The sequence below is a fragment of the Arthrobacter sp. ov118 genome, from assembly GCF_900116495.1.
Lineage (GTDB): Bacteria > Actinomycetota > Actinomycetes > Actinomycetales > Micrococcaceae > Arthrobacter.
The window spans coordinates 70,090-83,506 of sequence record NZ_FPAY01000001.1 but is presented as its reverse complement, the minus strand read 5'-3'; the positions used below and the strand labels follow the sequence as shown (position 1 = coordinate 83,506).

The following is a 13,417-nucleotide window of genomic DNA, read 5'->3' as shown; positions in this document are numbered from 1 at the left end:
TCCCGGTGTCGCAAATGGAGGTGTAGTGGCAATCTTTACGGACCCTATCAGGGAGCATGCTGATTTTGGCCCGGGGGATGCCGAGTGGCTGCACCTCTTGGTCGGCGACTGGCAGATGGTCGCCGACCTCGCGTTCGCCGACCTCGCCCTGTGGTTCCCGCATCCTGAGTTCGGCTACGTGGCACTCGCCCACGTCCGCCCCTCCACCACGCACACGGTGTTCCACACCGACTTCGTGGGGGAGGGGATCAGGTCGGACCTGCAGCCGCTGGTCGACAAGGCGTGGGAAAGCCGCGTGATCGAGCGCTCCAACGAGACCAACTGGAGCAGCGACATGGCGCTGCGGGTGGAAGCCGTCCCCATGGTGCGCAACGGCCGCACGCTGGCCATCGTGACGTCCCACATGGATCTCTCCAGCTCGCGGATGCCGTCCCGGCTCGAACTCACCTACCGGCAGTGCGCCTACGATCTGCTCCGCATGGGGACCCTGGGCTTGTGGCCGGACTTTGCCTCGCCCACGGGCTCACGCCGCGGCGCCCCGCGCGTGGGCGACGGTCTGATCAGGCTCGACGCTGAGGGGATAGTGCAGTACGCCAGCCCCAACGGCGTTTCCGCATTCCGTCGCCTCGGCGACGGAGAGTCCCTCGAGGGCCGCTCACTTGCCGAGGTGACCGCCGGGCTCCTGAAGGACCGGCGCCTGGTCGATGAAACACTGCCGCTCGTCGTCACGGGGCGCATGCCGTGGCGCAGCGAAATCGAGTCACGCGGCGTGAGCCTTTCGCTGCGTGCCATCCCGCTGCGCGACGAGCAGCAGCGGTTCGGCGCCCTGGTCCTGTGCCGCGACGTCTCGGAACTGCGTCGCCGGGAGATGGAACTGGTCACCAAGGACGCCACCATCCGGGAAATCCATCACCGGGTGAAGAACAATCTGCAAACCGTCGCGGCCCTCTTGCGGATGCAGTCCCGGCGAATGGTCAGCGACGAGGCCAAGCAGGGGCTCGAGCAGGCCATGCGGCGGGTGGCGACCATTGCCTTGGTGCATGAGACGCTGTCCCAGGGCCTGACCCAGAGCGTTGATTTTGACGAACTTATCGGCCGCCAGTTCCGCCTCTCGGCCGAGGTCGCCTCGCCCTCCCAGCAGGTGAAGACACAGCGCTCGGGCCTCTTTGGCGACCTGCCGAGTGATTTCGCCACCCCGCTGGCCCTCGTCATCAATGAGCTGGTCACCAACGCCGTCGAGCACGGGCTGGAGGGACGCACCGGCACTGTCTGGCTGATTGCCGACCGCTCCGAGACCGAGGACGGGCATGAACTCCTGACAGTGACTGTGGAGGACGACGGCGTCGGGCTTCCGGACAAGCCGTACACCGAGGGCCTTGGCCTGCAGATCGTCCGGACACTGGTCACCAGCGAACTGGCCGGCACCATCCAGTGGCAGGCCCGCACCGGCGGGGGAACCGCGGTCCAGATTGTCTTGAACCTTGCGACGCAGTAGCCGTTAAAGGGCAGTGGCCGCGGACCTCTCGGTCCGCGGCCACTGCCGCAAGGCTCTAGCAGGAGCTGCCGGTGCTCCGGCAACGCAACTAAGAAGCGCGCCGGGCCCGTGCCGCACGGCGCTTGAGGGCGCGGCGCTCGTCCTCGCTCATGCCGCCCCAGACGCCGGCGTCCTGACCGGACTCCAGCGCCCATTGCAGGCAGGTGTCGACAACGGGGCAGCGCCGGCAGACGCTTTTCGCTTCCTCGATTTGCAGGAGGGCAGGGCCGGTGTTGCCGACGGGGAAGAACAGCTCCGGGTCCTTGTCAAGGCAGGCTGCGCGGTTACGCCAATCCATGCTGATCAGTCACTCCATTCCTGGGAAATCTCGTTAAAATGCCTTTGTGAAATTATTCACTAGAGGCTCCATAAGAAAAGGCCCCACTCGGGGCCCCTCGGTCATCTGGATTAAGCGTGTCATGTTAACGCTGTGTAAACAAGGGGTAATAGAGGCCAAAATGGCTTGAGGCCGTGAGCGATGCATCACATTCAGTGGCGGCGTCCTCACACCTAGACGACTATGTCCGGTAGTGTGCCAGTGTGTCAAGGCCCCCTGTAAACCCTGAAGATCTTCCTGCAAATGCCGACGACAATGCGGACGCCAACGCCGGCGGAAATGCGGACGGCAACGCCGGCGGAAATGCGGACGGCAACGCCGGCGGAAACTCCGGCGGACATCCCGCGGGTGGTCCCCTCCGGAGCACGGCGGGAGACCCTGCCGCAACCGGGCGGCCCAAGGCGATCGTGGTGATCGCTGTCGTCGTCGCCCTCGAGGCGGCGGCCTTGCTGGTTGCGGCCGGCTGGTACGGCACGCAGCTCCTGACCGGAGCGCCCGTGCTCTCTTTCTGGGGTGCCGTCTTCACGCTGGGGCTGCTGCTGGCGTTCTCCGTTTGGCTTTTCGCGGTGGCACGCTTCCTGATGCGCGGTTTTCGCTGGCCGAGGGCCGGCGCTCTGGTGGCCCAGCTGTTCGTGCTGACCATTGGCTTTCCCACCCTGACCGGCGGCTTTCCGCTGGCGGGACTGGCCATGCTGGTCCCGGCTGTGACCACCATCGTGTTGCTCTTCGACAAGAGGGTCATAGCTTTCGCGTCGCGCGCCGCCGGCTCCCCGCCCGCACTGTAATACCGCACTTCAGTCGAATCCCAGACAGGCACTGCCTGTCTTGTCGTTGGCCGTCCTGCCGCTACCCGTCCGGAAGCGCAGCCAGCTGGACGGGCGTGGCGCGGCCGTCGAAAAGCACGACGGCGCGTCCCGCCGGAGGATTCTGTTCCGGTTCGAACCGGACGCCGAACAACTCGCCATCGAGAAGTCCCCGCGGACGAATCAGGACCGCCCGTCCCTGGCTGCGCGCAGTGGAAGCGAGGGCCACCCGTTCCCCAAAGGCAGGCCCGAAACCCGCCGCCACGATCACCCGCCAGCCCAGGCTGTTGAGGACGGCCAGGCTGCTGTTGGCCTCGTGCGGGAGCAGATCGCAGTCGTCTGCCAGCGCTATCGCCGCCCGTTCCAGCGTTCCTGCCAGCGCGCTGGCGTGGGCCCCTGACCAGTACCTGACGGGATCTGCCCCCGCCGGCGGCGCCAGCCACGTTTCGGCCGTATTCATTGCCGGCAGTGCCGCGAGCAGTGTGCTCTTCCCAGACCCCGGGCCACCGAGGACCGCCAGAACGCCGCCGGCCGGCAGAAGCAGTCTCTGCGGCGCGAGCTCATCTCCCGCGACTCCGATGAGCAGCGCCGCAGCCGGGACCGGGGTACCCGTTTCGCCCGGGAGGCGAGTGATCTGGGCATCGGGCGGCGACTTCCCCTGGCCCTGTCCCCGGTCCCGCCCACGGACGCCGCACCGGGCCAGGACCTCGCCCACGGTCACCACGGCCGGCAGTGCGTCAACTCGAAAGGGCGCCGTCGAGACGGGTCCATCCGCCGGGCAGCGCCCTGTCGTGAACTGCGGCTCGAACAGCTGGGCCGCATGGCCGGTCGCCAAGGAAGCCGGCACAAGGGGGCCAAACACGGCAACGCGGCCGGGGGTGGGCTCCAAGGTTGGAAGCCGTGGCCACGCCAGGCGTCCCTCTTCGGTAGAGCCCGCGGGAAAGTAGATCCGGTTGGGCACGGCGGCGAAGAACCGTGCAGTCACAAGCTCGCGTTCGCCGGCGACGAGGACTGTTATCCCGGCCCTGGGGCCGTCCCTCACGATGTCATGGACGAGGTCTTCAGCCCATGCCAGCGGCCCGGAGCGGAACCCCGAAACCCAGGCACCCCAGCCGCTGAGTACCAGCACCAGCGGCGGACGCGGCGTGGACGCAGGCACGCCGAGCCGCGCGGTGACTTCTTCGGCGACCCGTTGCAGGACCCTGGCTGCACGGCGGAGCTCATGCAGGCCAACCACCGCTCCGACCCGGGACGCCGCCGAGGCCGTGCCGAAGGTGCCGGTGGCGTCGAGAATGTACAGGTGCGACTCCACCCGGCCGGTCAGGAGTTGATTGACGGTGAGCGCCACGGCCGTGTCGCGGCCGCCGGCGCCGGTGCCGATCAGGCCCAGATGCCCGTGCGCGGCGGAGTTCCAGACAAGTTCGGTGACGCGTTGGAGTTCGGGCAGGTCCACCCGCCCCAGCCGGACCAGGCCGGGGTCAGTGCCCGGGTCAGTGTCTGGGGCAGTGTCCGGGTCGTGGGGCGCGGGGTCCAATGGCTGCAATAGCGCCGGCAGGGGGTCCGCGACCGGGCGGCGGAGAGGCCGGCCGCCGCTTTTGTGCCACAGGCCGGCAACGACGTCGATGAGTGACCCCGGTCCCTGTGCCCGAGCGGGCGCGGCGCTGCAGGCGTGATCCTGGCCACCGGGGGAGTCACCGGTCGTGGCACCGGCCGCCCCGGCGCCGGCTGCGGCGTTCGGCCGGGTCAGGGCGTCCGCGACGGTGCGCACGGTGACGGCACCCGTCGTCCACATGGTGGTCCCGGGAGCGAGCGTGGCCGTCTGGAATTCCTCCGGGGCCTGGCTGCCGCGGACTAGAAACGCGCGCCCCGGGCGTGCGATAGGGATGGCCGCCGCCAGCCCGGAGCCCATGATGTCCACTGATTCGGGGCCGGTCTGGACGCGGAGGGCGATGCAGGTGGTGACGTTGGCCCGGATGTCGGCGTTCACGGCTCCCTGCGGGCGCTGGGTAGCCATGATGAGATGGATGCCCAGCGACCGGCCGATGGCGGCAATCCTCATGAGCTCGGCGAGCGCGGCCGGAGCTTCGTCCACCAGGATCCTGAACTCGTCAATGACAATGACCAGATACGGCACCGGCGGGCCCGGGGCCGGGGACGCTTCGTAGCCCGCGAGGTCCGGGACACCCGCCCGGGCCAGCAACTCCTCCCGCCGCCGCACTTCCGCTCGCAACGAAACGAGGGTGCGGTCCACTTCCGCTGCGCCCAGATCCGTGAGCATCCCCACGCAGTGCGGGAGACCGGTCAGCGGGCCCAGGCCCGAGCCGCCCTTGAAATCTATGAAAAGCAGGTTGACGCGGTCCGGAGGATGGCTGGCCGCGAGACCGCCGGCGAGAGTCCGCAGGAACTCCGATTTGCCGGAACCCGTGGTCCCGGCAACCAGGAAGTGCGGACCGTCCGCCCGCAGATCGAGATACACGGAACCCGAACTGCCCGCCCCAACCGCCACACCCAATCCGGCCGCGGGACCGGACCGGGACCAGCGCCGGGAGATGTCCAGGGGCCCGAGGGGCAGGACATCGGCCAGGCTGCAGCGGCGCGGGATGGCCGGCCGGGGAACCGCCAGGGTGCGCCCGCCGCCCTGGAATCCGCGGCAGAAGCGGTCAAAGACCGCCGGCGGGACCAGGTCCGGGACAAACTCCAGGGGCGGCGCCCCGGCTCTGACGAGGGCTGCGCGCCTGCCAAGGACAATGCCCGGGTGAGTTTGCGGAGGCCGGGGGTGCGGCTCAGGGGAGCATTCAATGACCCGCCACCCGTGGGCTGTGGCCAGGGACCGCAGGGCCGGCACGGCAGCCGCGGCTTCCGCTCCGGCGGCCGCCCCCGACCGCTCGGGAGCGGCCCACAGGATGAGGATCCCGCAGTCGGCTGTTCCGCCGGGCCCCGCGGCCAACAGCCCTGCCGTGGTGGCCTCATCGGCGGAGAGCGTCACGCCGGGCAGGAAACGCGCGGCCAGCGGCACGGTGTCCACCGGGCCGTGCACCAGCAGGCCGGTGCTGCCGGTGAGCGGAAAGGCGGCCAGTTGCAGGATGAAGGAGCGAACCAGACCGACTGCCGCGGATGCGGGGCCGTGGACGGTCACCACCGCCGACGCCGGATCCAAGGTCACCGGGACCTGGCCGAGCGGGGGAGGCAGGAAGCCGGGGTCGGGCGGGTCCAGCCGGATATTGGCCCGCTGGTCCGCCAGCCCGAGCCGGAGCCAGATTTCCCGCGGCTCCCCATGACCTGTAGCCTCTGGCGCGGGCGAGCCGGCTGCGAGGCTGAGCACCAGGTCCGCGGCCGAGGGAGCGGCCTGCCGGCGTCGTTCCAGGTCCTGCAGGGCAGCCCCCGCGATGGCGGCGGCAAGCTCGCGGCGCTGACGGCGGCCAGTCAAGAGCGGCACGAGCACGGACACGGCCGAAACGGCGGTGAAGGCCAGGAACATCCACGTGCCGGTGAGGAGCGCGAGGCCGACGCCGACCAGGATCGGCAACACCGCGGCCACGGCCACGGCGGCCCGGTGGCTTGGGGCGGCGGTGCTGCGGACAACCAGCGGCTCGGCGACGCTGGAACCTGCCCGCGCTGTCACCGGCTCGGCAACATCCGGCATGGCCGGCGTGCCGAGCCGGAGTGACATGGTGGAGTCCCCGCAACGGATCCATGACGCCGTGGTCACCGGGACCGTGCGTACCATCCGGGCGTCGACGCTGGTTCCGTTCGCACTGCCGAGGTCCGCGATCGTGACGTCCGCGTCCGATACGTCCAGTTGCGCATGCTCACGGGAGAGTGCGGGATCCGGGATCACGATCCCGGCTCCGCCGCGCCCGATCCGGAACCGGCCCCGCCGCAACGCGACGAGGGTTCCCGCGCCCGGGCCGCCGTGAACGGCCAACAACAACGTGGCAGTCTCCGCGCTGCCGGGCCCGGACCGCGAAGTTACCCCGGAAGCGCTACCAAGCGCAGAACCGTCACCAAGCACAGAATTCTCAACGAGCACAGCGCCGTGGACCAGGGGAGCGGCGCCGACCGTCATGGCGGCGACCCGGGCGCCCCGGACGAACAGGTGGCCCGTCCCGTAGCACCGGGCGATGGCGGCTTCCAGGTCTGCTCCCGGGCACGCGTCCGGCACCTCGGTGGCCAGCTCGATGAGCCGGCCGCCCGGCGTCGAACCTGGCCCTAGGGTGCCCTGCCCTAGAGGGCCAGCGACGAGGGTGCAGTGGAAGATCATCGGGGGCGTCCTTTCCCGTGTGCCCGGGTTCCACGTTAGGGATGCGTCGGCCCGGTTGGGCCGGGAAATTGTGCCATGTGGAAAGCGCGTCGGAGCGACGTGGCCGCCCCCGGCATGCGCAGTCCCCGGGTCGGTAATTGCCATGGCGTCCGATGGTGGGGCGGACCGCGATTCGCTTGTACCCGTCCCGTCTCAGGTAGGCTAGACCAGCAGACAATGCACCACATTGGGCTGCCCGCATTCGAACCAGGAGAGTTTGTGACCGCTGACCTCGTCATCGTAGGGTCGGGCTTTTTCGGCCTGACCATCGCAGAACAGGCCGCCACTGAGCTGGGCTTGAAGGTGGTCGTCATCGACCGCCGCCACCACATCGGCGGCAACGCCTACAGTGAAAAGGAAGAGCAGACGGGCATCGAGGTGCACCGCTACGGTGCCCACCTCTTCCACACGTCAAACGACCGTGTTTGGGAGTACGTGAACCGATTCACGACCTTCACGAACTACGTCCACAAGGTCTACGGCGTGCACAAGGGCGAGGTCTACTCTCTGCCCATCAACCTGGCCACGATCAACCAGTTCTTCCGGGCCAACCTCACCCCCGGGCAGGCACAGGAACTGATCAAGGAACAAGCCGGCGAACTCGCGGGCACCGATCCGCAGAACCTGAACGACAAGGGCATCCAGCTGATCGGCCGGCCGCTCTACGAGGCGTTCATCAAGCACTACACCGGCAAGCAGTGGCAGACGGATCCGAAGGACCTGCCCGCTGGCATCATTTCCCGGCTTCCAGTGCGCTACAACTACGACAACCGGTACTTCAACGACAAGTACGAGGGCCTGCCGACCAACGGCTACACGGCGTGGATTGAAAAGATGGCCGAACACCCCAACATTGAGGTCCGGCTCAACACGGACTTCTTCGATGACTCCCACGAGTACAGCAAGGGCAAGGTCGTCGGCAGCATCCCGGTCGTTTACACCGGACCCGTTGACCGCTACTTCGACTACGCCGAAGGCGATCTGTCCTGGCGCACCATCGACTTCGAAGAAGAGGTGCTCGACGTCGGAGACTTCCAGGGCACGTCCGTGGTGAACTACAACGACGAGGACGTCGCGTACACCCGCATTATCGAGCCCCGCCATTTCCACCCGGAGCGCGACTACCAGACGGAGAAGACCGTCATCATGCGCGAGTTTTCCCGTGCCGCCGAGAAGGGTGACGAACCCTACTACCCGATCAACACGCCCACTGACCGCGAACGCCTGCTCAAGTACCGGGACCTCGCGGCAGCCGAGAAGGACGTCCTCTTTGGCGGACGCCTGGGCACCTACAAATACCTGGACATGCACATGGCGATCGGCTCGGCCCTGACCATGTTCGAGAACAAGATCCGCCCGCATTTCGAGGCTGGCGCCACGATTGAAAGCGGAGGAGTGGACGCATGAGCGTTGCAACAGACACCCAGGTAGAGTCCGCCCAGCAGTGGGACACCCTGCAGCGGGTCATCCTGCCCAGTGCCAGCCAGATGGACACGGTTCCCCTGTATATGGACATGGGCACCGCGACCGGCATCCAGCTGCCCACGGTCGGTGACCGCGACGGAAAAAGGGCCAAGCCGCAGACCTTCAGCAGCACCACCAAGGAAGCCCACGTTGAGGACTTCCTGTCCCGAAGCTCCACCAAGGTCAGGTCCGGGGAACGCGTTTCATTCGGCAGCTATTTCAACGCCTTCCCGGCCAGTTACTGGCGCCGGTGGACGACTGTGGACTCTGTCCGGCTGCAGGTGCGCACCGAGGGCGCAGGATCCGTCATCGTCTATAAGTCGAACGCCCGCGGGTCCCTGCAGCGCGTCGACACGCGGCGTGTGGAGGGTACGGCGGAGAACACCTTTGAGCTGTCCCTGGCTCCCTTCGGCGACGGCGGCTGGTACTGGTTTGACCTTGTGGCAGGCTCCGAACCGCTGGTGATGGTCGACGCCGAGTGGCAGGGCGTCGCTGTTGACAGCACCCCCGGTTCAGTCACTTTGCAGATCACGACACTGAACAAGACCGACTTCTGCCTGAACAACCTCCGGCTGCTTGCCGAGAACCCCGATGCCCTGAAGCATGTCCAGGAAATCCTGCTGGTCGACCAGGGCACCCAAAAGGTCGAGGACGCAGACGGTTTCTCTGACGTCCGGGATTCGCTTGGCGGCAAGCTGCGCATCATCAACCAGTCAAACCTCGGCGGATCCGGCGGCTTTGCCCGGGGCATGTTCGAGGCCGTCGAAAACGGCAGTGACTACGTCCTGCTGATGGACGACGACATCGTGGTTGAGCCGGAGAGCATCATCCGCCTGCTCACCTTCGCGGACCGCTGCAAGTCGCCTACGATTGTCGGCGGCCACATGTTCGATCTCTACAACCGGACGGTCCTGCACACGTTCGGCGAGGTGGTCAACCCTTACCGCTTCCAGCCGTCCTTGCCCAGCGAGGATATGGTCCTGGGGCACGATTTCCTGTCCTCCAACCTGCGCCAGACCTCCTGGCTGCACCGCCGCTGCGACGTGGACTACAACGGCTGGTGGATGTGCCTGATCCCGACCGCGGTTATCCGGGAGATCGGCCTTTCGCTGCCACTCTTCATCAAGTGGGACGACTCGGAGTACGGGCTGCGCGCCAAGGCGCACGGCTTCCCGACAGTCTCCTTGCCGGGTTCGGCCGTGTGGCATGTGTCCTGGATCGACAAGGACGACCTGGTCGGCTGGCAGGCTTACTTCCACGCCCGCAACCGGATCACGGCGGCCCTGCTCCACAGCCCCTACGAATTCGGCGGCCGCGTGGTGCGCGAATCGCAGTATGCGGACATCAAGCACCTTGTGTCAATGCAGTACGCGACCGCGCACGGCCGCGGCTGGGCGCTCGAGGATGTCCTCAAGGGCCCGTCCGGTTTGGCGGAGCTGCTTCCCACGAAACTGCCCGAGATCCGGAAGATGATGTCCGGCTACTCTGACTCCATTTTCCGGGCCAATGCCGACGAATTCCCGACGCCGAAGATGGCCAAGCCGCCGCGCCACGGCCACGGCGTGTCGCAGCCGTCCAAGGTCACCCTCCTGCCCTGGGCCGCCAAGACGGTTGCACGCCAGCTCTTCCGCCCGGTCACCAAGACGAGTGCGGAACGTCCGCAGACCAACATTGCGCATCAGGACAACCGCTGGTGGAGGATCGCGCAGTTCGACAGCGCCATCGTCTCCAACGCCGAAGGTACGGGTGCCTCGTGGTACCGGCGGGACCCCAAGCGCGTGCGGGAAATGCTCACCGAGAGCAGCCGGCTGCACGCCGCCCTGCTCAAGGACTGGAAGTCGCTGAGCAAGCAGTACAAGGCGGCGCTGCCGGAGCTCACGTCCCTGGATTCCTGGAAGAAGATTTTCGAAGAGCACACCCAGAGCGAAGTGAAGTAGCGTGACAACCACGATTTCCGGGGAATTGACCCGCCCGGGCCTCGGTGGTGGATTTCGGGATCTCCGCCAGTCCAGTTTTCTGCTGAAACTGCTGGTCCGCAAGGAGCTGAAAGTCCGCTACCGAGGATCCGTGCTGGGCCTGCTCTGGTCCTATGTGAAGCCCGGTGTGCAGTTTGTCGTGTTCTACGTGGCCCTGGGAGTCTTTCTCGGCCTCGAACGCAGCGCAAAAAACCCGGACGGCCTCTCGAACTATGCCGTGTATCTCTTCTCCGGAATCGTGCTGATCAACTTCTTCTCCGAAGCCCTCGGGAACGCCGCACGGTCAATCGTCAATAACGGCAACCTGATCAAGAAGATCTATCTTCCCCGGGAGCTGTTTCCGGTGGCGTCGGTCTGGGTGTCGGCGGTCCATTTCTTCCCCCAGCTCGTTGTCCTCGTGATCGGTTGCCTCTTCGCGGGGTGGCATCCGGACGTGTTCCAGCTGTTGGCCGCGGTCGGCGGATTCGCCATCGTGGGTTTCCTGGCCACCGGACTCGGGCTGTTGTTCGGTGCCGCCAACGTATATTTCCGTGATTCGGAAAATCTCGTGGACATGCTGCTGATGGTGGCGACCTGGGCCTCGCCCGTCATGTACTCGTGGACGATGGTGGAGTCAAAGCTGGGCCCGGCATTCTTCGCCGTTTACCAGGCCAACCCCATCACGGTGGGCGTCGAGTTGTTCCATTACGCCTTCTGGTACCCCACAACTGACGGCTCTGCCGCGATGCCGCCGAACCTGTTCAGCCTGTGGCTGCCGATCGGACTCGCCATTTCCCTCGTGGTCCTGGCATTGGGGCAACTAACTTTCCGGCGGCTTGAGGGCCGCTTCGCCCAGGAGCTGTAAATGGCGAACGCGATCGAAGTTTCCAGCATCAGCAAGGAGTTCGTGCTCCGGCACACCCGTTCCATCAAGGAGGCGGTTGTGTGGCTGGTCAAGGGCCGCAAGGGAGATCTTTCCAAGAAGTTCCATGCCCTGAAGGACGTCTCCCTGATGGTCGAGACGGGGGAGACCGTGGCCCTGCTGGGCCTCAACGGATCCGGCAAGTCCACCCTGCTCAAGCACATCTCCGGCGTCATGCTTCCCGATTCGGGAAGTGTGTACACCCGCGGCCGCGTGGCAGGCCTGATCGAAGTCGGGGCGGGCTTTCATCCTGACCTGTCCGGCCGCGACAACGTGTACCTCAATGGAGCGATCCTGGGGATGACGGAGAAGCAGATCAATGAGCGGTTCGACGCGATCGTGGAATTCTCCGAGATCGGCGAATTCATCGACACCGAGGTCAAGTTCTATTCATCCGGCATGTACCTGCGCCTGGCTTTCTCCGTAGCAGTACACACCGACCCCGAGGTGTTTCTGATCGACGAAATTCTCGCCGTCGGAGATGAGCCGTTCCAGCGCAAGTGCATAGCTAAGATTCAGGAACTGGCAGAGCGTGGCAAGACCCTCGTGGTCGTCAGCCACGATCTGGACCTGGTCTCCCGGATCTGTGCCCGCGGTGTCCTGCTTGAGCACGGAAATGTATTGTTTGACGGGCCGATCAGCGAGGCGGTAAGCAGGCTCCGCAACTAGTCGGCAGACCCCGCCGCGGCCCTCGCGGTGCGGCAGCCGCTAGTGTGGATACTGGTCCTTCGGCCCCGCCATCAGGCATGAGAGAAAAGGCACGAAAATCGTGAAGATTGCTGTAATTGCGTTGGGTAAGATCGGCCTGCCCTTGGCCGTCCAGTTCGCGTCCAAGGGCCATGAGGTCGTCGGCGTCGACGTTAACCGGCAGGTTGTCGACCTCATCAACGCCGGAATTGAACCCTTCCCCGGCGAAGCCAGGCTGCAGGAAAAACTTTCCGAGCTGGTGCCGGCAGGGAAGCTCCGGGCGACGACCGAATACGCGGACGCGGTCCCCGAAGCGGACGCTGTAGTTCTCGTCGTGCCGCTGTTTGTGGACGCCGAGGCGAATCCTGATTTCGGCTGGATGGACGCGGCGACCGCCGAACTGGCGAAGCACCTGACCCCTGGCACCCTGGTGTCCTACGAGACCACCCTTCCCGTCGGCACCACCCGGACCCGGTGGAAACCGGCCCTGGAAGCCGCCTCGGGCCTGGTAGAGGGCAAGGACTTCCACCTTGTGTTCTCTCCCGAGCGCGTGCTCACCGGCCGGGTGTTCGAGGACCTGCGCAAATACCCGAAGCTGGTAGGCGGCCTTTCGGAAGAAGGGGCAGCCCAAGCAGTCGAGTTTTATCAGGCCGTGCTGGACTTCGACGAGCGGACTGATCTGGTCCGCCCGAATGGCGTCTGGGACCTGGGATCCGCGGAGGCATCGGAGATGGCGAAACTGGCGGAGACCACCTACCGCGACGTGAACATTGGGCTCGCCAATCAGTTTGCCCGCTATGCCGCCACTGCGGGCATCGACATCTACCAGGTCATCGAGGCCGCCAACTCCCAGCCCTACAGCCACATCCACACACCGGGAATCGCCGTCGGCGGACATTGCATCCCCGTTTATCCGCGGCTGTACCTCTGGAACGATCCGGAGGCCACGGTGGTGCGCGCGGCCCGCGCGGCCAACGCCGACATGCCCGCCTACACCATCGGCCTGCTCGAGGGAGCCTATGGCGACCTGACAGACGCCCGTGTGGTGGTTCTCGGCGCTGCGTACCGCGGCGGCGTCAAGGAAACGGCCTTTTCCGGTGTCTTCGACGCCGTCAAGGCACTCGAACTGCGCGGCGCGGCCGCGCTGGTCCATGACCCGCTGTACACCGACGAGGAACTCCAGAAGCTGGGCTTCCAGCCCTACCACCTGGGGGAGCCCGCGGACGCGGCCGTGGTCCAGGCAGACCATGCTGAGTACCGCACGCTGGGACCGCAGGACCTCCCGGGCGTCCGGGTGTTCATCGACGGCCGCAGGGTAAGCAGCCCTGAGGCGTGGGACGGCGTCCAGTACCGGGTCATCGGCAAGGCATGACCTCGGCAGGCGCGCCGCACTTCTTCCCTTTGACAGGAGATCC

At 66.3% G+C, this 13,417-nt stretch carries 9 protein-coding genes; 7 read left to right on the top strand and 2 right to left on the bottom strand.

Annotated elements, in window-relative coordinates; genetic code table 11:
- Positions 1 to 25 precede the first annotated feature (25 nt).
- The gene (locus BM372_RS00370; protein WP_090950384.1) at positions 26 to 1,495 is read left to right on the top strand and encodes a sensor histidine kinase; all 1,470 of its coding nucleotides are present in this window, start codon (positions 26 to 28) and stop codon (positions 1,493 to 1,495) included.
- Between the two features lie 88 nt (positions 1,496 to 1,583).
- Here the strand turns inward: BM372_RS00370 and BM372_RS00365 are convergent, their stop codons facing one another.
- On the bottom strand, positions 1,584 to 1,832 hold the full coding sequence (locus BM372_RS00365) for a WhiB family transcriptional regulator (protein WP_003804966.1): 249 nt from the start codon (positions 1,830 to 1,832) through the stop codon (positions 1,584 to 1,586).
- Between the two features lie 242 nt (positions 1,833 to 2,074).
- On the opposite strand from BM372_RS00365, the gene BM372_RS00360 reads away from it, so the two are divergent.
- Positions 2,075 to 2,656: a hypothetical protein gene (locus BM372_RS00360; protein ID WP_371261680.1), complete on the top strand. Its 582-nt coding sequence runs from the start codon at positions 2,075 to 2,077 to the stop codon at positions 2,654 to 2,656.
- Between the two features lie 61 nt (positions 2,657 to 2,717).
- Here BM372_RS00360 and BM372_RS00355 read toward each other — a convergent pair whose 3' ends face one another.
- Complete coding sequence (locus BM372_RS00355; RefSeq protein WP_143111403.1) at positions 2,718 to 6,935, bottom strand: FtsK/SpoIIIE domain-containing protein; 4,218 nt, start codon at positions 6,933 to 6,935, stop codon at positions 2,718 to 2,720.
- A gap of 258 nt (positions 6,936 to 7,193) precedes the next feature.
- Here BM372_RS00355 and glf point away from each other — a divergent pair, with 258 nt between their 5' ends.
- From glf to BM372_RS00330, 5 genes are all read left to right on the top strand, one after another.
- Complete coding sequence (gene glf / locus BM372_RS00350) at positions 7,194 to 8,381, top strand: UDP-galactopyranose mutase (RefSeq protein WP_090950380.1); 1,188 nt, start codon at positions 7,194 to 7,196, stop codon at positions 8,379 to 8,381.
- On the top strand, positions 8,378 to 10,375 hold the full coding sequence (locus BM372_RS00345; RefSeq protein WP_090950377.1) for a glycosyltransferase: 1,998 nt from the start codon (positions 8,378 to 8,380) through the stop codon (positions 10,373 to 10,375). The genes glf and BM372_RS00345 overlap by 4 nt, the downstream gene beginning before the upstream one ends.
- 1 nt (position 10,376) lies before the next feature.
- Positions 10,377 to 11,258: an ABC transporter permease gene (locus tag BM372_RS00340; RefSeq protein ID WP_090950375.1), complete on the top strand. Its 882-nt coding sequence runs from the start codon at positions 10,377 to 10,379 to the stop codon at positions 11,256 to 11,258.
- Positions 11,259 to 11,984 (top strand): ABC transporter ATP-binding protein, encoded by a 726-nt coding sequence (locus BM372_RS00335; RefSeq protein WP_090950372.1) that lies wholly within the window; start codon positions 11,259 to 11,261, stop codon positions 11,982 to 11,984.
- A 100-nt stretch (positions 11,985 to 12,084) separates the two neighbouring features.
- The gene (locus BM372_RS00330; protein ID WP_090950371.1) at positions 12,085 to 13,374 is read left to right on the top strand and encodes a nucleotide sugar dehydrogenase; all 1,290 of its coding nucleotides are present in this window, start codon (positions 12,085 to 12,087) and stop codon (positions 13,372 to 13,374) included.
- The last annotated feature ends 43 nt before the right edge of the window (positions 13,375 to 13,417 follow it).

What these genes read in the sequence shown, in the direction of transcription:
- BM372_RS00345 (WP_090950377.1), top strand. Translation starts at nt 8,378, where the DNA reads ATGAGCGTTGCAACAGACACCCAGGTAGAGTCCGCCCAGCAGTGGGAC.
- BM372_RS00335 (WP_090950372.1), top strand. Translation starts at nt 11,259, where the DNA reads ATGGCGAACGCGATCGAAGTTTCCAGCATCAGCAAGGAGTTCGTGCTC.
- BM372_RS00365 (WP_003804966.1), bottom strand. Translation starts at nt 1,832, where the DNA reads ATGGATTGGCGTAACCGCGCAGCCTGCCTTGACAAGGACCCGGAGCTG.
- BM372_RS00355 (WP_143111403.1), bottom strand. Translation starts at nt 6,935, where the DNA reads ATGATCTTCCACTGCACCCTCGTCGCTGGCCCTCTAGGGCAGGGCACC.